The following is a 25382-nucleotide window of genomic DNA, read 5'->3' as shown; positions in this document are numbered from 1 at the left end:
ATCTGTACTCCTTAATTAAACCGATTCATCGTTTGAATAAAATCTCCGGTCTCTATATAAAATTCGGCCGCTTCTGCTGCTCGATCAACACTCGCCAAAATCTCCGGCTGCTCCTCTTTTGAAAAAGGGCTCAGCACATGATTGACCACTGTCTTGCCGTTCGGTCGGCCGATACCGATCTTGATCCGATCGAACTCTTGACTGTTGAGGTGCGAGATGATGCTCTTGAGACCATTATGACCGCCAGCACTGCCCTTTTGCCTCAAGCGAATTTTGCCAAAGGCCAGATCCAGATCATCGTGGATCACCAGCAGCTCGTCCAAATACACACCGAAATAGGTCATCAATGGCCCAACTGCTCTGCCGGATTCATTCATAAAGGTTTGCGGCTTAACTAACAAAATTTTCTCGCCATTGGCGAAAAAATCAGCGACTTCAGCTTCAAAGGTATTTTTCTTAAAAACAGCCCCGTGTTTTTGCGCCAGCTGTTCCACTGCTAAAAAACCTACATTGTGCTTGGTTTGTTCATATTTTTTGCCGGGATTCCCCAGTCCTACGATCATTTTCATTGTTTTCCTCCACGATTGCTAAACGCATGACAAAATGCTGGACAGCCTAAGTCTGCCCAGTAGATTCACTACAGTATATCATAATTATCACTAAAATGGGGCCTGGAAAATCGTGAGAAATGTAGCAATTTATTAAAATTTCTCATTTTTTTAAATTGTTGGTGCCATCACATATAAAACGGTTTCTTGTATAACAACCATTAAAACTGTATTAGTTTAAATCGAATTACGTGACTTTTTTTACAAATAGATGTTATGATGTCAAGGATAAAACAAATCAAGAAAGGGATTGGTACACAATGACCGCAGCAAACACAAAAACCCATCAAAAAGTTATTTTAGTCGGAGACGGTGCCGTTGGTTCTAGTTACGCATTTGCTTTAGTTAACCAAAACATTGCGCAAGAAATCGGTATTATCGATATTGATAAAAACCGTACACAAGGAGACGCCATCGACTTGTCACATGCATTGGCCTTCACTTCTCCTAAAAAAATCTATTCTGCCGATTATAAAGATGCACATGATGCAGATCTAGTCGTGATCACTGCCGGCGCACCTCAAAAACCAGGTGAAACTCGTTTGGACTTGGTAAACAAAAATTTACGCATCAACAAAAGCATCGTAGAACAAATCGTAGCTTCCGGCTTTAATGGCATTTTCTTAGTTGCAGCCAACCCAGTAGATATTTTGACTTACTCCACTTGGAAATTCTCTGGATTCCCTAAAGAGAAAGTTATCGGTTCTGGAACTTCTTTGGATACTGCACGTTTCCGTCAAGCGATCTCTGAATTAGTCAATGTGGATGCACGAAATGTCCATGCCTACATTTTAGGTGAACATGGCGATTCTGAATTCCCCGTTTGGTCACATGCCAACGTTGCCGGCCTGCAAATTTACGAATGGGTCAAAGACAATCCTGAAGTGGATGAAGAAGCATTAGTCAACCTATTCTTCAACGTTCGAGATGCCGCGTATGAAATCATCGAGAAAAAAGGAGCGACCTTCTACGGGATCGCCGTTGCCTTGGCTCGAATCACTCGTGCGATCTTAAATGATGAAAGTGCCGTATTCCCTCTATCCGTTTACTTAGAAGGACAATATGGACAAAACGATATTTATATCGGTGCACCAGCGGTCGTCAATGCCAAAGGAATTCAAAATATCATTGAGATCCCATTGACAGATTCTGAAAAAGACAAGATGGATGCATCTGCAAAACAATTGAAGGAAGTCATGGATAAGGCCTTCGCCGATTTAGAAAACGAGGAAAACTAATTTTCCTTTTAAACCGTGAGAAGTTTTCTCACGGTTTTTTTAAATATTTCGTTACAATCTCGACTTAAGCACTCACTTTTTACATAAGGATGTGGTATATTTGTAATCGGTACACACATTCATTTCTAGGTAAACTAAGGAGTTATTTCAATGAGAAGATCTGACAGAAGACCACGGCGTTCCAAAATCGGTATCGTTATCGCATTAGGCCTTTTAGTCCTTTTAGTCGGTGGCTACGCCGCACGCAGTACATATTATAGTAAGCACTTTTTGCCTAATACCGTCGTCAACGGTATCGAGATCAGCGGCATGACCGTGGAAGCGGCCAGCAAAAAGATGGAAAAAGAGTTAAGTGAATCGCCTTTTGAGATCAAGGACAACGGTGAGAACTGGAAAGAGATCAATCGCGCCGACCTTGGCTGGAAGGCAGATTACCAGCCCGAGCTGGAAAAGATCAAAACCAGTCAAAATCCTTTTCGTTGGGGTCCTCAATTGGTGTTTGCGGCTGAGAAACAAGATGTCGCTGGCAATTCTTTGGACGAAAACATGTTGAATGCGACAGTTGAAACGATCAAAAACGAACTGAACCAGTCAAATGAAACACGTACTCCAACAGAAAATGCCACCATCGAAAAACAGGCAGATGGGTTTGCCATCATCCCTGAAAAACAAGGAAACACGATCAATGTTGATGCTGCCGCACAAGCTTTTTCTGAAGCTGTTTCTTCCGGCAAGCACGAAATCGATTTAACCGATTATCAAGTAAAGCCTGAAATCAAAAAGGATAATCCGCAGCTTAAAGAATCCTTGAACGAAATGAATGCTGTGGCAAAGATCAACGCGACATACAGCATCAACGGCAATACCTTCCAGATTCCGACTGAGCAGATCAACGATTGGCTGACTGTCGACGGCGAAGGAAAAATGGACCTTGACCAGGCTAAAGTAGAAGCTTACGTTGCAACTTTAGGACAACAATACAATACCAGCACAAATCCAACGCTGTTCAAGAGTACCCGCCGCGGCGATGTTGAAGTTCCTGCCGGGGCTTATGGCTGGACCATCAATACGACAGAAGAAGCACAAGCGTTGAAGGAACAGATTCTGCAGGGCAAAGATTTCACTCGTTCACCGATCGTTACAGGTGCAACAACGGCAGATAAGCCTTTGATCGGCAATACTTACGTGGAGGTCGACTTGCAAAACCAGCACATGTGGTTATACAAGGACGGCAACGTAGCGCTGGAAACAGACATTGTCAGCGGAAAACCCTCTTCTCCTACTCCTCCTGGTGTCAATTATGTGTGGAGCAAGGAGACCAACAAAGTTTTGCGTGGATTAAATGACGATGGCAGCAAATATGCCAGCCCTGTTCAATATTGGATGCCGATCGATTGGACCGGTGTGGGGTTGCACGATTCTGACTGGCAACCAGCATACGGCGGTGACCTATGGCTTTCTCGTGGTTCCCACGGTTGCGTCAATACTCCGCCAAGCGTCATGGCTCAAATGTTCCCGCTCGTTGAAGTCGGGACACCCGTGTTAGTCTTTTAGAGAGTTAAAGAACCGCAGATCAAGGATTCGTCCATTGATCTGCGGTTCTTTTTTTACTGCATGTAGTAATCTTCTGTTAGTTTTTCCCTTTTTTGCCCGTTATAAACCACTCCTAGCACGTTTGCACTAGCAAGCGTAAGCAGTTCCTTTGCTTTGGCCAGCTCCTGCCTCCGGGTTTTTCGTTCACGAACAACCAAGATTGTTCCATCCGAATAGGCCGCTAAAATCTGCGCATCCGTCACGGTTACCACCGGTGGCAGGTCAAAAATGATGTAATCGTAATCGGCTTTCATTTCTTCTAAAAGGTCCAGCATTCTTTTTGATCCCAATAGTTCAGAGGGATTCGGCGGCAGTGGGCCGCTGGTCAAGACCATAAGATTTTCCAACCCAGATGCCTGACAACATGATTGAACCGTTGCATCATGTCCGATCAGCAAAGTACTTAATCCCCTCGTATTCAACATCTGAAAACTTAACGCAATACTAGGTTTTCTCAAATCTGCATCCACCAATAACACCCGGCTTCCCGAATCCGCAAAAACGATCGCCAAATTTACGGCCGTTGTTGATTTCCCTTCATCTGGTCCAGCTGAGGTAACCACCAGTGTTTGGATCTCTTTGCCTGCAGCAGAAAAATGGATGTTGCTGCGGATTCCTCGATAGCGTTCAGCCGCCATCGAAAAACGTTCGGTATGTGCGATCAGGGAAACGGGTGCATGTACCGATTGTTTCCTTTTTTTCATAGACGTTCTCCTTAGACAATGAATTAAAACAGTCTGCTCAATAAACTGCTTGGATATCGTTGCCTAGTATAACGAATGAATAGTCTTAATATCAGAATTTTTTTTAACCTACCAGAATTGATAAGCTTATTTTAAGCAATCGTCCTTTTCAAATCGATAACCCTTTTTTCTAACCGCCGTAATTCGATATTCGCTGTGTATTATTTTCCCTCGTAAGCGAGAAACCGTATTATTTAACGAATTGTCTTTATCGGTCAAAGGCATTTGCCAAATTTTTTCGAATATTTCTTCTCTGCTGACAGTTTCATTTTCATGCTGGATAAAGAAAAGCAATAAGGCAAATTCTTTTGGCGTCAATTGCAGATTATCATTTTTAAAGAAGGCCTGTACAGATTGTGTGTTCATCGTAAATGGGCCTTTTGCAATTAAATGTTTTTTAGGGATGGCACTTGTAAGTAAACGGTGTTGTTCCAAATCACGTTCTGCCTTTTGCGCGCGCCGTACAGCCTCTTGTTCTTTTTGTTTGCTTTTTTCAGCTTCTCCGAGAACGTTCACTATTTTTCCAAAGTAATAAATAAGAAAAATGAATTCACTTAACAGAAAAAAACGTCCAATCAAAACGACCGGGGCTCGAACCGCACCTGCATAGTTCATTCGATTTATAACAAAGGTGGGTGAAGTGATATACATAATAACAAATAATATGAATGGCATGACCCATGCGACCTTCCAAACAGCCATTTCGTACGCCGGCAGCAAGGAACCATGCACACGTCTCAGCAGAAATACGACAGGAGGTAAAGTTAGGATCAATGTGGTCAAAACAACTGAGTGGTAGATCACTTGCGTATAGAAAGTGGTTTCTTCTAGACAAGTTTTGATCAGCGTTGCATTTCCTTGAGCCAACGTCATCACAAGTAAAATACAAAAAGTATAAAAAAGATTTTGAAAGAATTGCTTTTGAAAAATAAAGAAAATCATGGCAACACGGAACAAACAGACACTCATGATGAACGATTGGAAGGAAGCCAAACAAGTTCTGAAATTCGCACAGTAATATACATATGTGCAGATTTGTACCGTTGCAGTAAAAAAAATAAGTAGCATCACTTTCTTCTTTGATAGTGAATAATTGCGATTCGTAAAAAACAAAATGATTATCCATGCACTAAACGTCAACAAAATATGGGCAATTTCCATAAGACGTTCAATCACGATTTGATACACCCCCCCATTCAAAAAAATACTTAAATACAAAAGTAGATGTTCCGAAACGAAACATCTACCTTTGCCACAGTATATCAAATTGTATAGGAGAAAAAATTCAAATAATATAAAGCTATCAAAATTGATCATTTCTCAATAATTATATTTTTGAAATGATCGTTTTACAAATAGTTTATTTATTCCGCTGAAGTAAACACTTCTGATACATCCTCGTCTTCCTCCAGCGTATCCACCAACCGATCCAACTTTTCCCGTTGCGATTCATCCAGCATGACCGTTGTTTGCGGAACCATCGTCAGTTCCGCTTGAGCTAAATCAAAGCCATCTTTTTCCAGTTAGTTGATCACGAACCGCAACAAAGTCTTCTGGCGCCGTATAGACTTCAAATACCTCCGCTGATGTTTCCAGGTCTTCTGCACCAGCCTCGATTCCCTTTTCCAGCATCTCATCTTCAGATATCTCAAGATTTTTTCGTTCGATCGCGATATATCCTTTGCGATCAAACAGATAATTAACCGACCCGGTCTCCCCAAGATTGCCGCCGTTTCGATTAAAGGCTACTCGAACATTGGTCGCCGTTCGATTTCGATTATCGGTCAGAGTATGCACCAAGATCGCCACACCGCCAGGACCATATCCTTCATAAGTGATCTCATCATAATTCTCGCCTTCACCCACAGAGGTGGCTTTTTTGACAGCACGCTCGACATTGTCGTTTGGCATATTGGCCGCCTTTGCTTTGTCCATCACCAATCGCAGAGCAGGATTCTCGTTTGGGTTTCCGCCGCCGGATTTAGCCGCCATGTAGATCTCTCGGGATATTTTTTGGAATACTTTTCCTCTTTTGGCATCCTGAGCATTTTTTCTGCCTTGAATATTGTGCCACTTACTGTGTCCGGACATATCGATCACTCCTCTTGTTTGTTCCTTTTCATTGTCGCGCTTGTGCCGACACTCGTCAAGAAACTAATGTTTTTTCCGAAGCGAGAAATAAAGAATGATTAACAGACAGGCCGTGAGGGCACCGATCGAATCCAACATCACATCTTGAAACAACGGCGTTCTTCCCCCAGTGATCATCTGATGAAATTCGTCCATCGCGGCATAGCCAGTTGCAGAAAGCCAAGCAAAAATACCGGGCAGCACATAAGTTTTTTGTTTTAACTTCGGCATCAGGCCTAAAAACAAACTTCCGCCTAAAATAAAATACGTGGTGAAATGCGCACCCTTGCGAATAAAAAATTCCACGAATTTGACATACCCCAAGGATTCGATACTGACCTGACTTCCCGCATAATGAAAAGAAATACCCGAAAATGTCTGCTTGAGGGGTTGTCCGCTCAAAAGTCTTTCGATCAAACCGACCTGACTTTGCTGGTCGTAGGTCATAGAAGAGCTGATAAAGAGAATAACGATCATGATACAAGCGATTGCTAGGTAAAAATTGCCGTTCTTGCGTTGTTTTTTCATCGTGGCCTCCAAAAAAACCGGTACGAACGAATTCGTACCGGCGATTCATTTCATTATTATTGATTACATGCGTACTGCAAAGCTCGGTGCATAGTAAGCATAAGAAGAAACAGTCACTGTTTGTCCAGGCGCTGGTGCATGAACATATTGTCCACCACCTAAAGCGATAGCCACATGGTACGTACCGCCATGGCCGCCCCAGAATAGCAAGTCCCCAGCTTGAGCTTGATTGATCGAGATCGTTGTTCCAGCTGATTCTTGTGGAACAGTCCAGCCACCGATTTCACGTCCAGCTGCTACGCGATAAACGTAACTGGTAAATCCTGAACAGTCAAATGAATCCGGTCCTTTTGCTCCCCAAACGTAAGGTTTGCCAATGTGACGCATTGCTTCTGCAACAACTGCTGAGCCATTTCCAGACGGTGCTGGTGCAGGACTCGGTGTTGGTGTTGGCGCTGGTGCAGGATCTGGATCCGGTGTTGGGCTTGGCGTTACTGGCCCAGGTGCCGGTGTTGGATCTGGCGCTGGCGCCGGTTCTGGCGTCGGAGTTGGATCCGGTGTCGGAGCAGGATCCGGCGTTACTTGATCCTCATCCGTAGTTGGATTATTATCAGCAGCTTGCTGCTCTTGTTGATTCGCAGCTTCTTCTGCCTGGCGTTGAGCCTCTGCTTGTGCAGCAGCTTGCTGTGCTTCTGCAGCTTTGCGAGCTTCCTCTTGGATACGCGCTTGTTCTGCTTCTGCAGCAGTTTTTTCTTGCTGCAGGGTTGCTCTCTCACCTTCAGCTGTTGCTTGTTCTGCTGCTAAAGTTGCTGTTTGCACGTTCAAATCTGCTTGAAGCGCGATCAGATTGCCCTTTTGGCCTTCCAATTCTGCTTGGTTCGCAGCAATTTGTTCAATTTGTTTTTGGTTTTCAGCTTCCTTTTGTTCAACTTCTTGCTTGTCCGCTTTTTGCTGTTCGACTAGATCGTTGTTTGCTTTGACGATCGTACTCATCGCTTGAACGCGGCCAACTGCATCAGAGAAAGATTCAGCATTCAATACTACATCGATCACATTTGACGTTGATTGTTTCACTTGCACGTCACGCGCTTGCTCTTGAATCGCTTTCGAACGCTTTTCAATCCGTTCTTGCAAGGTTTGGATCTGTTTTTGCAAATCTTCTGAATGTTGACGCAAGGTTGCTTGTTCGTTCAACAAGTCTTGGGCTTTCGTGTTGATCGCAGCAACTTCGTTTTCTAATGAACCGATCTGAGTTTGCACATCTGCCTGTTGCGTTTGCAATGTTGAGATTTTTGAGTCTTGTTCGGCAATCTTAGAATCATATTCATCAGCTGAAACTACTGCTGGAGCTGCTAAGGCACTTAATGTTACTGAACATACCATTAATGCTGATAACAAACTTTTTTTCACTCTTAAATCCTCCGACTATTTAAACAATTTTTGTTTATATTTTTATTTGGACTTTTTTCTAACACATCCCAAAGTTTACCATAGCTGTATGTCATGCAGATAATAGCTTTGTTACAAAAATGTTTCATTTTATCATCATTTCTTCGAATTTTCGTCACAAATAAAAAAAACAGAAGGAATAACTTCTGTTTTTTTAAAGCTTATTCAGATTTTCTATGAACCCGCTGGAATTTGATTCTTTTCATTGATTTATCAAGAAAAACCTTTTGCAGCGGTAAAATAAAAATCACAAAAGCAATCATATTTAATAACAACGTTGGCCCCAAAAAACGCGTGACGAAAAACTGATTGTCCACCATCACCAATTGAAAAATCAATTGGATCGTCAGACTGCCTAATTCAAACAAGGTAACCAAAATGATCATGCTGAAAAAAAGCGTCAGCAAATTCTTGTTGATAACTGTCTTAAAAAAATAAATCAAAGCAACCAAAACTGGGAAAATAACCGCGTAGATACCGATTATCCCGATATAATAAAGATCATATACAATGCCTAAAACGATCATCGTCTTCATCAAAAAGCCCTTTTCCAAGACTTCGGATAGTACCAGCAGCAGTAAAATCAGTAAATGCAGATTTGCAATATATCGGTCATCGGTCCAATGCGTCATCAGTCGAGTCGCATGAGTATCGAACAAAAAACTAAAAAACAACAAAAAAGGCGCGGCGTATTTCAAATAGCGTTTTTCAATCATTCGCCTGCCTCCACCATCCGTTGGACGATCGTCACGACCGAAATATCGTACATTTGTGCATAAGGTTCAATATAAACTTCACGATCCAGCCCAAAGCTGTCGTTTTTTATTTTAGTGACCGTTCCAATCACCAGATTTGCTGGCGAGTTGCCGCCCAACCCCGAGGTTTGTACGACGTCTCCTTCTTTGATCTCCTGCTCTCCTGTCATATCGGAAGCAATCAGAAACTGTTCTTTGGCATCGTAGCTTTTCAAAACACCAAAGGAATCGCCGCTCTCGGAAGTAATCCGCACTGGAAAATGATTGCTGTTTTTGTTGTTGGTAGTCAATAACTCGATTTTAGACGTGTGGGAATTGACTTCGATCACACGCCCGATCAGGCCCTTTTGTGCCATCACCGCCATATTCGTTTCGATACCGTCAGAGCTGCCTTTGTCAACGATCAGCATATCCTGCCAAGTATCAGGAGAGCGTGTAATCACATTTGCGGTGACCTTCTGGTAATTGGTCAGCGTCTGATTCAATGACAGTTCCTCTTTTAATTGCTGGATTTCTTTTGCCTGATTTTTGGTTTGTTGTTCCACTTCGTCATATTGATCGATTTTATTTTTCAGCTGCTGGTTCTCTTCATACGTGTTTGCCAAACGAGTGATCGAGGTCACTCCGCTGCTGATCCAGCGCCCGGGAGCCGTCACGATTTTATCGACCACACCAACTGTATCATTAATCATGGATTGGACAACATTGGTTTCCCCGTCCCGCACACGATTTGCTGCAGTGACCGAAATAGTTGTCACAATAATAATAACTAAAATCAATAAAATTATAATATTTTTATTGGGGTTGATTTTTTTCACAAAAGCACCTCGGGACATAGTAAGATACTATAAATTTTACCACTAAGCGCACCTTAAAAGAAGCGAGCTGGTGCGACTTTAGACAATTTTAGCAACTGAAAAAAAGAAGAGCCTTTTCTAAGAAAAAGGGCTCTCTTCATTCATTTCAGTCTTTGCTTTGAATCACAGCAATAACGCCATTTGTAAACGATATCTCCGCCTGCTCGGTCAAAAATTCATTGCTTGCCAAGCTTGTCGGGTAACGGATCTCGACATTTTCCAACGGATATTTGACCTGCTTGAGCGTCAAGCCAGAAACAGGCGTCAGGCAGCAATAACCCAAATAAGTCATGCCCTTTTCTTTTTTTACCTGATGCACACCCTTCGACAAGTAGCTGACCGTATTAGTGTTGTCCTTCAATACGATCTGTTTCATCCGAGAATAAAAGCGCGGCTCCAGCGGCAGCCAAATATTGGCCAGCAAATGGTCCAAACGCCCGCCGGTAGCTCCAATGATCGTGATTCGCCCGTCTGGATAATGTCGAAAAGTCTTTTCCAGCGCCAATTGTGTATCGGTATCATCCTTTTCAGCTGGTGAGCGTGAAACGTCGCCCGCCTGTTCAAAAACAAGCACTCGCTCTTTTTCAGACAGCGAATCAAAATCGCCAACCGCTATATCCGGTGTGATTCCTCTTTCCAGCAGAAAAAGATTGCCGCGGTCGATCCCCACAAAGCGATCATAGTCTGCAGAATCAAATGAAGGCCAATAAGCCGGATCCCCACCAGCAACCAGCAGGATCTGCATTAATCCAGCACACTTCGCAACGCTTGGATACGTTCTTCAGGTTTTTCTGCACCGTAAATATAAGACCCGGCAACAAAAACATCTGCTCCTGCTTTGCGGCATTTTTCTGCTGTCTCTGGAACGATTCCGCCGTCTACCTCGATCTCATAGCGGTAGCCATTTTCCTTGCGCAAGCGATCCAATTCTTCGATTTTCTTCACGGTCTCTTCAATAAACGATTGCCCGCCAAATCCGGGATTGACCGTCATCACTAAAATTTGGTCGATCTCAGATAACACATAGTTGACTGATTCGACTGGTGTGCCTGGATTCAGCACGACTCCTGATTTGACACCCGCCTGATTGATCATTTGCACTGCTCGATGGATATGCGGCGTTGCTTCCACATGGGCCATGATGATATCGGAGCCGGCCTTGGCAAAATCTTCAATGTATTTTTCTGGGTCTGCGATCATTAAATGAACATCCAGCGGCAATTTAGTGATCGGACGCAAGGAAGCCACTACGCTTGGGCCAAACGTGATGTTCGGTACAAAATTTCCGTCCATAACATCCACGTGGATGTAATCCACACCTGCATTCTCAACCATTTTTACTTCTTCGCCTAGACGTGCAAAATCTGCACTTAAAATTGATGGGGCAATCTTCATTTTCACTACTCCTTTTTCTTTTTATAAACAGGGCGTCGATTTTCGATCTCCTGTAAAAACTGTAAATAATTGTCGTAACGCGTTTGAGCGATCTCGCCCGCCTCGACCTGATGCTTGACCTCGCAGCCTGGTTCTTTCACATGCCGGCATTCGCGAAAACGGCAATAGGGGGCGGCCGCTCGAAACTCAGGAAATTCTTTTGGCAGCTCTTCTGCCGTCTCTTCCAAAAATTCGATAGAGCTGAACCCCGGTGTATCCGCCACCAGACCAGCGAACAATTCAAGCAGTTCCACATGGCGTGTAGTATGGCGGCCGCGGCCCAAGGCTTCAGAGATTTCTCCTGTTTCCAGATTCAGTTCTGGTGCCAGCTCATTCAGCAAGGTCGATTTCCCTGCTCCTGACTGACCCATAAATACCGTCAATTTCCCAGCAAACAAGGCAGTCAGTCGTTGTTTTTCCTTCACACCGCCGATTACCGGATAACCTAGAGGCTCGTAAACCGCTTTGATCTCCTTGACCAGCTCTTCATGATCCACTAAGTCTGTTTTGGAAATATAGATGACTGGTTCGATCCGCTTATTTTCCAAGGTAACTAAAAAGCGGTCCAATAAATTATAAGAAAACTTTGGTTCGACCAGACTGGTGACCACTACCCCTAAATCAATGTTGGCTACTGGTGGACGGACAAGCTCATTTTTTCGTGGAAGCAGCTCTAGGATGTACCCTTCACTATTTTCCTCACTGCTGAACACCACTTCATCCCCGACTAGCGGCGTCAGCCCTCTTTTGCGGAAATTCCCTCTGGCTCTGGTCTGATGGGTTTCTCCTTTTGAATACACGTAATAAAACCCACTTAACGCTTTGCGAATTTGTCCTTCGATATCGGGTTCCTCCCTTCCGCTTTTTTTCTTGGCTTCATTGTACCATACTCCATTTGGAAATATTAGTAAAAATAACCTAAAAAAGAAATCTTCCCGATTGGGGAAGATTTCTTTGAGAGTGATCAGGCTTCAATCGTAGTCGCACTGCTGACCGTGCGAGTCACAACATTTTCTCCGTTCCGACGAACAGTGACGGTTGCCGTTCCTCCCTGTTTTGTAGTGACCGTTACGGCTTGGCTGCTGCTACGCGTATTCTCATCTAAAGTGAACGTCGCCAAGGTCGTTGCACTGCTGTTTTTTTCATCTTTCACAAGAACCGTAATCGTTTCCGGCTGACCATCTGTACGCTTGTAGTCAGCAGAGACTGTCACATCAAAGGTTTGTTCGTCTGTTCCGCTTGAAACATACAGGGATACTACACTCCCCTTTTCTGCCGAACTTCCGGCAACAGGCTCCGTACGAATCACTTGTCCGGAGGCAACAGAATCAGACTCCTCTCGTTTAATCGAGACCTTCAGCCCAGCATTCTCAATTGCTGCTCTCGCGTCACTTTCACTTTGATTGGTTACATCTGGAACCGTCGCATACTTCGAACCAGAGCTGACGTTCAATGTGATCGTGTCCTTCGCAGTGACCGAGGTTCCAACGACTGGTTTTTGGCTGATGACTTGATTATCCGGCACCGTTTCACTGTCCTCATTCGCCCGAATGATTTTGGATTCTGGAATACCTAGAGCAACCATCTCCGCAACGGCCTGCTCATAAGTCATACCAGTATAATCGCCCAACTCAAAGGTTTCCGGACCATCCGACACTGTAAAGGTTATTTCGTCCTCAGCTGGGTTGACCTCTGTACCTGGCTCTACACTTTGCTCCATAATCTCTCCGCGAGGAACTTCTGGATCGTTGACTTTATTTTGTTTGATCTGACTGGCCTTAAAGCCTAACTTCTCTAGTTGAGCGACAGCATCCTTGTATTGTTGTTTACGATAGTCCTCCAACGGCACGGATTCCGCTCCGGTACTGATAAACAGCTTGACAGTCTGGCTGCGGCGAATCGTATTGCCTGATTCCGGATCTGTTTTTACCGCGTAATCTTTTTTGACAGTCGCACTAGGGATTTTCTCAGTCTCATCCGCAACTTTGATTCGCGCATCCTCCAAAGTTTCCCGAGCAGCGGCTTCGGTCATTCCTTCGACATCAGGGATCGCCACTTGTTCATTGGCGCTGGCAAACATGTAGAAAGCTGCCCCGCCCAGTAGGAGCACTGCTAAAATCCCTACGATCCAAGGCCATTTTTTCTTAGGTTTCTTTTTCGACGGAGCAGGCGGCTTCTCGACCATTTTTGGAATCTCGTTGGTCGGCTCCTCCTCGGTCAATTCCTCTGGTAGTGGTGTCAACACCCGCGTCTCATCATTCATTGCCGTCGGATGCCAAGGCATTTCATGCAGACGCTCCGATGACAAAGCAGTGGCCAAATCATCGTTCATTTCCTCTGCTGTCTTGTAGCGATCTGCCGGATCCTTGGCCGTGGCATGCATCACGATATTTTCCAATGACTGCGGTGCTTTTTCATCAAACGTTTTGACCGACGGGATCGTATCTTGAAAATGCTTCAGAGCAATCGTAACTGCGGACTCGCCATCAAAAGGAACATTGCCGGTCAACAGCTCATAAAGGATGATCCCTAATGCGTAAATATCCGATTGCTTCGTTGCCATACTTCCTCGAGCTTGCTCCGGAGACAGGTAATGGACAGACCCCAGCAAGGAATTGGTTTGAGTCAAAGAGGTTTCAGACAGCGCAATCGCAATCCCAAAATCAGCGATCTTCACAATACCTTCTTGGTTGATCAAAATATTCTGCGGCTTCAAGTCGCGGTGAATGATGCCATGGGCATGAGCTAAGCTGACTGCTGACAAGACCTGTTGCATCACATCCACGATTTTTGTATAAGGGATCGGGTAATGGGTTTGAATGTAACGTTTCAAATCCATTCCCTTTACGTATTCCATGACCAGATACTGCATGCCATCTTCTTCATCGACATCATATACGCTGACAATGTTTGGATGGACCAGTTCGGTTGCCGCTAAGGCCTCTCGCTGAAAACGCCGGATCGCCGTTTGATCATTTTGGAAGTTGAAACGCAGCACCTTGATGGCTACATCTCGATCCAAGATCAAATCGTGGGCCAAGAAGACGTTCGCCATCCCGCCGCTGCCAATACTGGCAAGGATCTTGTATCGGCCATTGATCAATTTTCCGATCTCGATCATGGCTGATCCACCTCCTTAAAGTGGATCAACAGGACGGTAATGTTATCCGATCCGCCAGCTTCGTTGGCCTGCGAGATCAATCGTTCGGTTTTTCCATCCAACGGTTCTTCCCCAGCTACGATCGTCAAGATCTCTGCTTCGCTGACCATATTGGTCAATCCATCTGAACACAACAGCAAATAAGCGTCGGCTTCTACGGGATGGTGCGTCACATCTACTTCAACATTGCCGGACACACCGACAGAGCGGGTCAAGACATTCTTTTGCGGATGGATCGCGGCCATTTCTTCCGTGATTTCTCCAGACTTTACTAGCTCGTTGACCAGGGAATGGTCATCGGTCAGCTGACGCATTTTTCCATCATGGATATAATAAGCCCGGCTGTCTCCCACATGAGCCAAAGTGAATGTCTCATTCAACAAAGCGGCACTGACGATGGTCGTTCCCATACCGTGCATTTCAGGATTTTTGATGCCTTCTTGGTAAATGGCTTCATTTTCCGTTTGGATCTGCTGGATCATCCATTGCGACGCTTTTTCATTATCTGAGATTTCTGAGGCTTCCCAAACAGCACCTAACCCGTTCACCGCCATTTTACTGGCAACGTCTCCTGCTAAATGACCACCCATTCCATCGGCTAGAATCGCCAACGAATAGCCCTGCTTATTAACAAACACATTGGCATAATCTTGGTTCATTTGACGGCGTTTGCCGATATCTGATTGAAATTGAATTTCCATCTGGTTTCACCTCATCTGTCTTTTTTGTGCAGTACACAAATGAAAAAGCCGTCTGTCATCAACAGGTGCGGGTATAGACTCAGCATTTGGTCCTTAATCGCTGGCGCAACTACCTCATTGACAGGCAAATCCACTTTCTCAAATTCAGCATGGGCTGCTAAAAATTTTGTGACTACCTCTTGGTTTTCCTCAGGTGTTATTGTACATGTACTATAGACCATCGTGCCACCTTTTTTTAACGTTGGAGCACAACTTTCTAGAATCGCCAGCTGGATCTGAGGCAATTGAACAAAATCTTCCGGCCTTTTTTGATTTTTGATATCAGGTTTTCTGCGCATCAACCCTAACCCGGAACAAGGCGCATCGATTAAAATCCGATCGAAGCTCTCCGGCGCAAACGTTTCGGCTGCCGTGCGTGCGTCCAGCTTTTGGGTTTTGACAACTTGCTCGACATGCAGCCGTTCCGCATTTTCCCGGACCAGCTTGAGCTTATGCTCATGGATATCCAAAGCCGTAACTTCTCCCTGACCGTCTAATAATGCTGCCATGTGGGTGGTTTTCCCTCCTGGCGCTGCACAAGCGTCTAAGATTTTATCCCCTGGCTGGATGTTCATTGCTTGAGCGACCAGCATCGAGCTTTCATCTTGGATGGTTAGCCAGCCTTTTTGAAACAGACTGCTGCCGGCCAAGAACCCTTTATCTGCCACGATGCCATAAGGAGAGACTTGACTGTTGCGTGCAGCGATTCCCTCTGTTTTTAAGATCTCAATCGCTTCTTCTCGGGAAATGAAACGCAGATCCACGCGCGCACTTACGTGACTGGGCTCTAACAGCGACAACCCCATTTTGCGGGTTTCCTCCATGCCCATTTCCTGCACGAATTTTTTGGTCAAAAAGCTTGGCAAGCTGATCTCGATCGCCAGACGCTCGATCGGATCTTGAATGCTGTCTAAACGTGGCAGTCCTTTTCTTTGGATCGTCCGCAGCACACCGTTGACAAATTTCCCAGTTCCCGGATTGCCTTTGGCTTTTGCAATCTCTACTGCTTCGTTGATGATCGCATGGTCCGGAACGCGATCGAGATAGGTCATTTGGTAAATTGATAATTCCAGTAAGCTTTTGACCCAGCCATCGACCTTCTTGGCCTTTTCAATAAACGGCTGTAAATAGAAGTCCAGTGAACGCTGACGACTGATCGTCCCGTAGACAAGCTCGGTCAAAAGTCCACTGTCTTTGACTGGCACCTGATGTTTATTTAATAGTTCGTTCAATAGGAGGTTGGAATAAGCACCGCCATGTTTGATGCGCTCGATGGCTTGCAAGGCAGTGTAGCGGACTGAATGCAGGAGCTTTGCTGGGACCTTCTTACTCATAGCCCACCTGCTGTCCTTCAGCTACTTGCTGACCGCTGCCGTTTAGAAAGGCTTGGATGGTTTGCTGGCCTTTGCCCGCTGGCTGCAATTCATCGATCGCTAAAACAGTCCCTTTTCCGCAGGCGACATGCAATGCCTTTTTCGTTCGTAAGACGATTGTCCCTGGTTCGGCAGAAGTGGTTTCCTCCGTCGGTGTCGTGTGAAGCAGTTTCCAGCGAGCCCCTTCATAGGTCGTATAGGCGATTGGCCAAGGAAACATTCCCCGCACCTGATGATCTACTTCTTGCGCTGTCTTCTGCCAGTCAATAGCCTCTTGCTCGCGTGTGATATTAGGCGAAAAGGTGACTTCGTCCTCGTTCTGCGGAGTAGGAGTCAGCTCACCGGCAATGATTTTTGGCAGAGTTTCCAGCAGTAATTCTTTGCCGACAACACTCAATTTCTCAAACATCGTACCTACATTATCCTGAGGGGTGATCGGAATGCTGCGTTGGCTGAAGATTCCGCCAGCGTCCATCTTTTTGATCATTTCCATGATGGTCACACCCGTCTCAGGGTCGCCGTTGATGATCGAATAGTGTACAGGAGCTCCTCCACGGTATTTTGGCAGCAAAGACGCATGAACATTGATCGCCCCCAAACGCGGGACCTGCAGCAATTTTTCGGGTAAAAATTGACCGAAGGCGGCGGTGATGATCAACTCTGGCTGTAATTCGGCGATCGTTTCCAGCTCAGGAGAGCCGCTGATTTTTTCCGGCTGCAAAACCAGCAGATCGTGTTCGACGGCAGCTTTTTTGACTGGCGTCGGTGTAACAATCTGTTTCCTTCCAACAGGTCGATCTGGTTGCGTTACAACTGCTGCAACTTCATAGCCCTCAGCCAGCAAACCTTCCAAAATAGGCACTGAAAAGGCTGGGGTTCCCATAAATACGAGTTTAGTCATTGATGTGTTCCTCCATATACGTTTCTAAATCCTCTGGGGCAATGTATTTGATCACTTGATCGATGAACAACTTGCCATGAAGATGGTCGATCTCATGTTGAATGGCGCGGGCCAAATAGCCGTAAGCCGTCACTTCCATCTCCTCGCCTTCACGATCGAAATAACGGACCACAATCTCATCTGCTCGTTCCACCGTTCCATAGGTCTCTGGAATCGACAAACAGCCTTCGACATCGATACTTGATCCTTTCTGCTCTACGATCACTGGATTGATCAGTTCGAAGCGGTCGCCTTCTTCCACTTCGACGATGGCGATCTGAAGATTTTTGCCGATCTGCGGAGCAGCCAAACCGATCCCATCATGGGCGATCATCGTCTCATACATATCCTCTAACAGCTTCACCAGCTCATCGCTGATAAAATCCACTGGTCGGGCGATTCGTTTCAGTTCCTTCGCTGGATGAATCAAAATTGGATAGCGCATAGTTCCTCCTACTAAGCATTCGCGGTCGCCGCAAATCCTTGTCCTAACTTAAATAAAATACATCGGTTCGTTGTCGATCGCAATCAACAGGCCTTGACGCTGATCCTTTTGACTCTCCTGCAGGATTCGCTCCAAAGCAGCATGCAACTGCGGTTCTTGTTTATATTTGATCACCATTTGGTAATAGTAGCGATTTTTAATTCTTAAAATAGCACCGGTTGTTGGTCCCAACAGAATACTTTTCGGACTTAATTCTCGTTTCAGCTGCTCAGCCAACTGATAGGCCTTTTGAGCCGCTCGTAATTCCTCTTGATGAGACACCGTGACTTTCACCGTGTAATAATAAGGCGGATAATCTGTCTGATGCCGAATCCCCATCTCCATCCGATAAAAACCTTCATAATCATGATGCTGCGCTAGTTGGATGGCGTAATGTTCGGGATTAAAGGTTTGGATCAGCACTTCGCCAGGCTTCTCTCCTCGGCCGGCTCGGCCGCTGACTTGGGTTAGCAGCTGAAAGGTCCGCTCACTGGAGCGAAAATCTGGCAGATTCAACGCAGTGTCTGCATTCAGTACACCTACTAGTGTGACATTTGGAAAATCCAGCCCTTTGGCGATCATCTGGGTTCCCAACAATATATCGGCTTCCCGATTGCCGAACGCATCCAGGATTTTTTCATGCGCCCCTTTGCGTCTCGTGGTATCGACGTCCATCCGCAACACACGAGCCTCAGGGATCAGTTCTTCTAATTCCTCCAGGACCTTTTCCGTTCCTGTCCCGTAGTAACGAATCTTGTCTTTGCCGCAATTCGGGCAGCGATGTGGAATATTTTCTTCGTGCCCACAGTAATGGCAGCGCATCGTTTTAGTGTCCATATGCAAGGTCAACGAAATGTCGCAGTTTGGACAAGGCAGCACATACCCGCAGTCTCGGCACATCACGAATGAAGAATAGCCGCGGCGGTTCAATAACAGAACGCTTTGTTCGCCTTTGGCTAAGCGATCCCGAAGCTTTGCTTCTAATTTCTCTGAAAAAGAAGAGGTCAGGCGCCGCTGCATTTCCTCTCGCATGTCGATGATCTCGACTGCCGGCAGTTGTGACTGCTGGTTGGCCCGCTCAGAGATCGTCAATAACTGATAGACGCTTTTTTGTGCCCGTGCACGGGATTCCAATGACGGTGTTGCGCTTCCCAATACGACCGGACAGTGATGGTAGGCACCCCGCCAGATCGCTAGATCACGTGCATGGTAGCGCGGTGTTTCTTCTTGCTTGTAGGTGGTCTCATGTTCTTCATCCACGATGATGATCCCCACCTGCTTCAAAGGGGCAAACACTGCGGAACGCGCGCCTACGACGACGCGAGCTTCTCCACGCTCTAGTTTGCGCCATTCGTCATATTTTTCGCCTTGTGACAGTCCGCTGTGCAGCACGGCCACTTCATCACCGAATCGGGACTTGAATCGAGTCGCCATTTGCGGAGTCAACGAGATTTCCGGTACCAGCATCATCGCGGTCTGTCCTTGCGCCAATACATCCGCAATGGTTTGCAAATAGACTTCGGTTTTTCCGCTGCCGGTGACCCCTTCAAGCAGAAACACGTCATGCTGCTGTTCGACGATTTTTTCGTGGATCGCTTCATAGGCTGCCTGCTGCTGTGGGTTCAGCAAAAACGCTTGGGTTTGCGCAACTTCTTTTTCCAAAAAAGGATCGCGGTACTGCTCGACGGCTTCAAAAGCCAGCCACCCCTTGTCTCTCGCCTGGTTCAAGTTCGCCAGAGAAAAATCTTCTGCTTTCATTTGTTTGACGGAAAGCAGCTGATCCTCAGCCAGCTCCGCTAAAAAATCCAACAACTGCAGCTGCTTGTAGGAGCCTTTGCGTACCTCCGCCTTTAACGCCTCCAATTGTTCAACTGGAAAAAGCCGCTTGATATATCGTTCGGTCTTGATTTTGTTTTTGGTGTACACTTCATAGCGTAATTCAACGATACCGGCTTCACGCAGCTTGGCCATCTCTTTCAACTGCCCTTGTGCTTCCACTTCTTCCCAGGTGATCGAAGGCTGACCTTTAAATAGTTCAGGAACCTGGCCTTCCTCCACTGCATAAAACCGTTTTTGATAGTCAGCCTTCATGACACTAGGCAGCATGGTCTGCAGACAAGTAATCTTGAAGGCAAAGGTTTTTTCCTTCATATAGTCTGCCAAAACCAATAATTCCTGATTCAATACAGGTGCGATATCCAGCATTCGAATGATCGGCTTTAAGTTTTCTGCCGGCGCTTCCTTGCTGGTCTCGGTCGCTACCACAAAGCCCTGAACATGCCGCGAACCAAAACTGACCTCAACCCGCATGCCGGGCTCCACAGCCATTTGCGATGGAATGAGGTAGGTAAACGGTTGGTCCGTCTGCATCGCTGGAACATCTACGATCACTTGTGCCAATTCCATCTTCCTCATGCCTCCTTTGATTCTTCTTTGCTGTATTGCGACAGTTGTTTTTTCTATGTATCGTATTCATTGTACTAAAAAATGACGACGATTGAATGAATTTCCGTCAGACTTAACCAATCTTTTTCAGTGCATAAAAAGGCGGCTTCGCAAAGCAGCCGAGTCCCTGAAAAGGCTCCAGCCCATTCGTGAAGCTGATATGCGATGCCACATTTCTTTGCTGGATAAAATAAAAGGAAACAGGTGTATTAAACACCTGTTTCTTAATTGTTTTGTTCGCTGCGGATGCGTGCTTCTAATTCACGTTGCTCGCGTTCCCGCTGCATTTTGCGTTCTTCGGCTTCTAATCTTAAGCGTTCGCGTTTGATCTCTGGGTGAGGGTCGTTAATTACCGTGCCGGAATCGATTTCTTCCAAGGCTTTGCCGACATTTTTCACAGAATCAAAGGATTCCAGTGTGGGCTGAGAACCTGCATCTAATTCATGAGCGCGTTTGCTTGCTAGAATAACTAAAGAATACTTGGAATTCACATGATCCAATAAGGTATCAATCGATGGTTTTAACATCATAAGTTTATATCTCCTTCAACATTTTTATATACTTGCCGATCACACGGTCTACACGATAATGTTCGCTGACGATAATGTCTTTGATCCGTTCCACTGCATGGGGAACTTCATCATTGACGACAGCATAATCGTACAGAGCCATCATTTCGATCTCTTCACGAGCGACTTTCATTCGTTCATCGATCACTTCCGGGCTGTCTGTTCCACGACCTTCGATCCGCGCCTTCAGCTCGGCCAGATCCGGTGGAGTCAAAAAGATAAAGACACCGTCCGGGACTTTTTCTTTTACCTGCTGAGCTCCCTGCACTTCGATTTCCAGAAATACATCTTTGCCTTCATCCAACGTTTGATTGACGTAGGTCAACGGGGTGCCATAATAATTCCCAACATATTGTGCATATTCCAACATCTCGCCTGCTTCGATCATTGCTTCAAACTCTTCGTGCGTTCGAAAATAATAATCGACGCCTTCTACTTCGCCCTCACGTTTTTGACGGGTCGTCATGGAGACGGAATACTCAAATTCGTTGTCGTCTCGTTCGAAAATCGCTTTACGAACGGTCCCCTTGCCAACCCCTGAAGGTCCAGATAATACAATCAATAGTCCTCTTTCAGACATACTAACGCCCTTTCATGGTCTTTTTTCGCTAACGCTTATTGTGCACTTTTTTGGCGCAGATTTCAAGGGGTCTAGGGCGTCTGTCACCTATTTTTAACCTGAAAGACTTGTTTTAAGGCATTTTGTTACTCGACATTTTGGATTTGTTCACGAATTTTTTCGAGGATCGTCTTTAATTGTACCACGATATCCTTGATTTGGATCGGACTGGACTTCGAACCGATCGTGTTGACCTCGCGGTTTAACTCCTGCATCAGAAAATCCAGCTCGCGACCAATAGGTTCCTCGCTTTGCAGCAGGTGATTCATTTTTTCCAAATGGATCGCCAACCGGTCCAGCTCCTCATGAATGTCGCCACGTTCCAAGAGGATCGCCAGCTCAGTCAACAGCCGATCCTGATCCACTGTGCCGCCAAGACATTCCTGCAGCTTTGTCTCATAGCGTTTTTGAAAATCTGCTTCATACACTGCCACAAAACCCTTTAGTTCTTCCACATAGCCGGCAACGTCCTGCTGATACCCCATTAAAACAGCCTTGATTCCTGAGCCTTCAGCCTCACGACTCTTCACCAGCTCCTGAAATGCTTGGATAGCTGTTTCCTTCACCAGCTGTTCCAACGTCTCGTCAGCCTCTTGCCGATCCAAAATCGTGACATAATCAGGCAGTTCGATGCTTTTCAGCACGATTTCTTCCGGAGAAAGCGCACTGCTGCCAAAGCGTTCTTTTGCTCCAGCAGTCAATTCACCGACCAATTGCTCCAACAATTCCCATTGGACCACCACTTGCTTATTGCCGCTCTTTAACGTTGTCAGATTCACATACATATCGACTCGTCCGCGCTGCACTTGTTCCTTGGCGATTTTTCGTAACATAGTTTCAAACGGATTCAGCTCCTTAGGCATCCGGATCTGAAAATCGAGAAACCGATTGTTGACGCTTTTCAGCTCAATACTCAATTCATAGGCATCATTTACCTTGGTCGCTTGACCATAACCAGTCATACTTTTCATCGTTTCTCCCTACATTCCTTTGATGATTTCTTGCAGAGCCTCAAATTCTTCGTTGGTCAAGGTGACACCTTTGCCCATCTTTTCGTGTCCGGGCGCCCAATCGCGTAAATCAAATTTTGGCGGCCGACTGTTCCAGCTGACTAGATTTAATTCCTTGCGCCAGCCTTTCGGATTTTCTGACAATACTGCAATTTCTTCCACGATCTCATAATTAAATTCTGCCATGTCGATTCCTCCTGATTCTATCTCAAAGACTTTTCCAAGCCTTCATCATTTATAAAATACGCTGTTTTATTTTTCTAACCGCTGTTCTTCTTGAATAAACGTCAAAAACAGGGACAGCAATGCCGGCAACGGCCAGCGCTGGTAGACCCATTTGATGGACTGCGGCCGCTGCTGATGGATCTTCACTGCCCGTTTGTGATCAGACAGTACATTCAGCTCCTGCCAGTATTCCTCCAAGTATTCTCTGACAGAAGGCAGATAATCGACCGCTGCAGGTTCTTGGATCTGCCGACAGATCTCCTCTTCCAGCTCTGCGATCGTATAGACCTTTAAAGGAGAACGTTTGGTCCATTTGGCCCATTGCTCTAAAAAAGACTGGCTCAAAAGCTCCAGCGGCTCGTCGAACTCGGCTTTGTAAACCTTGGCCAGCTGTACAAGTGTTTCTTCTGTGTGCTTCTGTGCATAACGGATAAAGCGTTTGGTCAGCCCAGCGAAATCTTCCTTCAAACCAAAAAAATAGTCCGTTCCCTGCAGCTCACCGAACTGCCTTTTGGTCTCCAAATAGCCTAATGTGATGTTGCTGACGGCCCGCTGACTTTGAAACAGCAGCATCTCCCCTAAACTCCAATGGCTGGATAAAGTCACGACCGCTACATCCTCGGGGATTGAAACATCCTTAACAAAGCCGGGACCATGAACATCCACTACGATCAGCTCGGTGGCCCCCTTTTTTAAGGCGACATCCACCGGGACATTGTTGCGATACCCGCCATCGGCGTAAATGACCCCATCGATCACTTCTAATGACATCATCGGGAAAAAGGCCGAGGAAGCCAGCAGCCAAGAGATTACTTCTTCTGCAGATTTGTCATTCAATTTTACCACGACTTCCTGAAAGGTGGGAACGCGAGTCGCTGCAACATACAATGGACAGGCAGAGACGAGCGCTTCTGCGTCCAGCTGATTTTCCAAAAGCTCGCGCAGCGGTGCTGTGGACAAGCCTTTTTGCTTCAAGGCAGTCAGTACAAATTGCCGCAGCTGCTGGACCTGCAGTGTGAAATCAGCAGCCTCCAGTTCACGAAAAGTGATCTTCAACACCCGATCTGTGGCGATCTGCTCCCACAATGACCGAGCCGCCGCAAAATCATTTTGCGCGATCAACGCACCATTCAAGCTGCCAACTGAGCAACCAACGAGTAAGTCAAAGGAAATCTTTTTTTCACGCAATGCCTTCCAGACTCCAATTTGATAAGCGCCGCGGGCACCGCCGCCGCCTAAGACCAGTGCAGTATGATATGACAACGTTTTTTTCCAGCCTTGATCGGCTTGGCGATAGCTGTGTTGGCTCAGCCAGCTGGCCGCGATTTCGTTCACGTCAACAGACAGATGAATCTCCGGAATAAATGCCTGACGGACCGCCGCCTCTAGTACCCCAAAAAGGATTTTCCATGTGAGGTCACTGGACGACAAAAGATTTTTGATCGTCCAAGTCTTTGGTGTTTGATCGATTTCCAAAAAAAGCGTTTCTTGTTTAAAGGTCAGCAAAAAGGCTTGCTTGTTTTTTACAGCTCGCACAAATTGGGCGCGGCTTTGCTGCTGCGAGGTAAAAAAAGGCAGCAGAAGCATAGACTCATGGATCGTGGACCAATGATCCGCCAGCTCAGAAGGGTAGAGCTTTTTTACTTTCATGGCTTTCCTCCCCTGTTCAGTGGAATAACTGTTCGACTATTTCTGTTCAGAAAAGAGCGTGAGGTCTCTTTCATCCCACGCTCTTGTTTCGTTTTAATAGGTTTTCTGCTGCATATTGAAGGCTTCTGACATCGGTTTGGTCGCTCTATCTGCTGGTGTGACTGCTGTCAGCTCTCCTTGAACAATAATCCGAGTGATGCCGTCGATCTCGCCGCAGGTGATCAATGTGACTTGCCGCTTATCCGGCAAAACATCCAGATACTTGACTTCCGTAGGCTGTACACGCACCTTCAAGGTTGTCTTGTACGTGTAGATATTGGTCATGTCAGTCAAATAAATCTTGTCTCCCTCGTTGACGTTCTCTAAAGGGGTGAACAGCAAATCCGGCTCATAGGCCCGGTGACTAGCTAACCCATAATTGCCTTCACCCATTTTTTGCTCTGGCTCCAAGGTGCCGGCGCCATAGAGCAGTGCTTCATTGGAAAGTCCTTTGAAGATCGGCAAATTGATCTGAACCGCAGGAATCGCGATCCCGCCGATCACAGGCAGCCGTTTGTTGCTTAATTGTGCCCGCAGAACGGCCTCAGTACTAGAAGGCTCTACCGCATCAAAATCAAAAGGAGCTTCTTGATTCATGTTCTCTTCGATCTCCTGCTTGGTTACGTTTGCCACTGCATAACGATCGCCGTTGTAGCGAATTAGGAAATTCTTGATTTGGTTATTGAAAATCAAGGCCAATCCTACGACCAATAACAAGACCAAAAATATATTCAACAACCAATTGCTTTTTTTTCGTTTCTTCGCCATCAACTAGCCTCCTCATACTCCCCTC

The 25382-nt window shown here is 45.9% G+C and carries 24 protein-coding genes and 1 pseudogene; 2 read left to right on the top strand and 23 right to left on the bottom strand.

Annotated elements, in window-relative coordinates:
• Positions 1-11: 11 nt before the first annotated feature.
• A complete protein-coding gene (gene pth, locus NRIC_RS18390; RefSeq protein ID WP_146624180.1) occupies positions 12-569 on the bottom strand; it encodes an aminoacyl-tRNA hydrolase in 558 nt (185 codons plus the stop codon).
• A gap of 299 nt (positions 570-868) precedes the next feature.
• Between pth and NRIC_RS18385 the strand changes: the two genes are divergently transcribed.
• Positions 869-1846: an L-lactate dehydrogenase gene (locus NRIC_RS18385; protein ID WP_146624179.1), complete on the top strand. Its 978-nt coding sequence runs from the start codon at positions 869-871 to the stop codon at positions 1844-1846.
• A 150-nt stretch (positions 1847-1996) separates the two neighbouring features.
• Positions 1997-3400: a L,D-transpeptidase family protein gene (locus tag NRIC_RS18380; protein ID WP_146624178.1), complete on the top strand. Its 1404-nt coding sequence runs from the start codon at positions 1997-1999 to the stop codon at positions 3398-3400.
• A gap of 53 nt (positions 3401-3453) precedes the next feature.
• Here the strand turns inward: NRIC_RS18380 and NRIC_RS18375 are convergent, their stop codons facing one another.
• The 22 genes and pseudogenes from NRIC_RS18375 to NRIC_RS18270 form a co-directional block, all read right to left on the bottom strand.
• Positions 3454-4143 carry a CpsD/CapB family tyrosine-protein kinase gene (locus tag NRIC_RS18375; protein WP_146624177.1) on the bottom strand — a complete coding sequence of 230 codons (690 nt, stop codon included), beginning with the start codon at positions 4141-4143 and terminating at the stop codon, positions 3454-3456.
• 126 nt (positions 4144-4269) lie between these two features.
• Positions 4270-5358 (bottom strand): winged helix-turn-helix domain-containing protein, encoded by a 1089-nt coding sequence (locus NRIC_RS18370; protein WP_175580160.1) that lies wholly within the window; start codon positions 5356-5358, stop codon positions 4270-4272.
• Positions 5359-5546: 188 nt separating this feature from the next.
• Positions 5547-6273: pseudogene (locus NRIC_RS18365) on the bottom strand (YebC/PmpR family DNA-binding transcriptional regulator).
• 63 nt (positions 6274-6336) lie between these two features.
• Complete coding sequence (locus NRIC_RS18360; RefSeq protein WP_146624175.1) at positions 6337-6840, bottom strand: VanZ family protein; 504 nt, start codon at positions 6838-6840, stop codon at positions 6337-6339.
• A gap of 63 nt (positions 6841-6903) precedes the next feature.
• Positions 6904-8250 (bottom strand): C40 family peptidase, encoded by a 1347-nt coding sequence (locus NRIC_RS18355; protein ID WP_146624174.1) that lies wholly within the window; start codon positions 8248-8250, stop codon positions 6904-6906.
• 200 nt (positions 8251-8450) lie between these two features.
• Positions 8451-9005, bottom strand: a complete 555-nt coding sequence (gene mreD, locus NRIC_RS18350) for a rod shape-determining protein MreD (RefSeq protein WP_146624173.1) — start codon at positions 9003-9005, stop codon at positions 8451-8453.
• Entirely contained in the window at positions 9002-9862 is an 861-nt protein-coding gene (mreC, locus tag NRIC_RS18345; protein WP_146624172.1) for a rod shape-determining protein MreC, read from the bottom strand. Before mreC ends, mreD begins: the two co-directional genes overlap by 4 nt.
• Before the next feature lie 145 nt (positions 9863-10007).
• Complete coding sequence (locus tag NRIC_RS18340) at positions 10008-10646, bottom strand: thiamine diphosphokinase (RefSeq protein ID WP_146624171.1); 639 nt, start codon at positions 10644-10646, stop codon at positions 10008-10010.
• Positions 10646-11296, bottom strand: coding sequence for a ribulose-phosphate 3-epimerase (gene rpe / locus NRIC_RS18335; protein ID WP_146624170.1), 651 nt, complete (start codon positions 11294-11296; stop codon positions 10646-10648). The genes NRIC_RS18340 and rpe overlap by 1 nt, the downstream gene beginning before the upstream one ends.
• 5 nt (positions 11297-11301) lie before the next feature.
• Positions 11302-12177 carry a ribosome small subunit-dependent GTPase A gene (gene rsgA / locus NRIC_RS18330; RefSeq protein WP_146624169.1) on the bottom strand — a complete coding sequence of 292 codons (876 nt, stop codon included), beginning with the start codon at positions 12175-12177 and terminating at the stop codon, positions 11302-11304.
• Positions 12178-12299: 122 nt separating this feature from the next.
• Entirely contained in the window at positions 12300-14456 is a 2157-nt protein-coding gene (gene pknB, locus NRIC_RS18325) for a Stk1 family PASTA domain-containing Ser/Thr kinase (RefSeq protein ID WP_146624168.1), read from the bottom strand.
• Positions 14453-15196: a Stp1/IreP family PP2C-type Ser/Thr phosphatase gene (locus NRIC_RS18320; RefSeq protein ID WP_146624167.1), complete on the bottom strand. Its 744-nt coding sequence runs from the start codon at positions 15194-15196 to the stop codon at positions 14453-14455. The genes pknB and NRIC_RS18320 overlap by 4 nt, the downstream gene beginning before the upstream one ends.
• A gap of 11 nt (positions 15197-15207) precedes the next feature.
• Positions 15208-16569 carry a 16S rRNA (cytosine(967)-C(5))-methyltransferase RsmB gene (gene rsmB, locus NRIC_RS18315; protein WP_146624166.1) on the bottom strand — a complete coding sequence of 454 codons (1362 nt, stop codon included), beginning with the start codon at positions 16567-16569 and terminating at the stop codon, positions 15208-15210.
• On the bottom strand, positions 16562-17509 hold the full coding sequence (gene fmt / locus NRIC_RS18310) for a methionyl-tRNA formyltransferase (RefSeq protein ID WP_146624165.1): 948 nt from the start codon (positions 17507-17509) through the stop codon (positions 16562-16564). Before fmt ends, rsmB begins: the two co-directional genes overlap by 8 nt.
• The gene (def, locus tag NRIC_RS18305; protein WP_146624164.1) at positions 17502-17993 is read right to left on the bottom strand and encodes a peptide deformylase; all 492 of its coding nucleotides are present in this window, start codon (positions 17991-17993) and stop codon (positions 17502-17504) included. Before def ends, fmt begins: the two co-directional genes overlap by 8 nt.
• 48 nt (positions 17994-18041) lie before the next feature.
• Positions 18042-20438: a primosomal protein N' gene (gene priA, locus NRIC_RS18300; RefSeq protein ID WP_146624163.1), complete on the bottom strand. Its 2397-nt coding sequence runs from the start codon at positions 20436-20438 to the stop codon at positions 18042-18044.
• 263 nt (positions 20439-20701) lie between these two features.
• Positions 20702-21007 carry a DNA-directed RNA polymerase subunit omega gene (gene rpoZ / locus NRIC_RS18295; protein ID WP_146624162.1) on the bottom strand — a complete coding sequence of 102 codons (306 nt, stop codon included), beginning with the start codon at positions 21005-21007 and terminating at the stop codon, positions 20702-20704.
• 4 nt (positions 21008-21011) lie between these two features.
• Complete coding sequence (gene gmk, locus NRIC_RS18290) at positions 21012-21626, bottom strand: guanylate kinase (RefSeq protein WP_146624161.1); 615 nt, start codon at positions 21624-21626, stop codon at positions 21012-21014.
• Positions 21627-21751: 125 nt separating this feature from the next.
• Positions 21752-22636: a YicC/YloC family endoribonuclease gene (locus tag NRIC_RS18285; RefSeq protein ID WP_146624160.1), complete on the bottom strand. Its 885-nt coding sequence runs from the start codon at positions 22634-22636 to the stop codon at positions 21752-21754.
• Between the two features lie 9 nt (positions 22637-22645).
• A complete protein-coding gene (locus NRIC_RS18280) occupies positions 22646-22861 on the bottom strand; it encodes a YdbC family protein (RefSeq protein ID WP_146624159.1) in 216 nt (71 codons plus the stop codon).
• Between the two features lie 66 nt (positions 22862-22927).
• Positions 22928-24550 carry a patatin-like phospholipase family protein gene (locus NRIC_RS18275; protein ID WP_146624158.1) on the bottom strand — a complete coding sequence of 541 codons (1623 nt, stop codon included), beginning with the start codon at positions 24548-24550 and terminating at the stop codon, positions 22928-22930.
• 93 nt (positions 24551-24643) lie between these two features.
• The gene (locus NRIC_RS18270; protein ID WP_146624157.1) at positions 24644-25357 is read right to left on the bottom strand and encodes a class A sortase; all 714 of its coding nucleotides are present in this window, start codon (positions 25355-25357) and stop codon (positions 24644-24646) included.
• Positions 25358-25382 lie beyond the last annotated feature (25 nt).

The sequence above is a fragment of the Enterococcus florum genome (assembly GCF_004309355.1).
Lineage (GTDB): Bacteria > Bacillota > Bacilli > Lactobacillales > Enterococcaceae > Enterococcus_A > Enterococcus_A florum.
The sequence above is the reverse complement of the archived record's forward strand: the minus strand, read 5'-3'. Positions and strand labels throughout refer to the sequence as shown.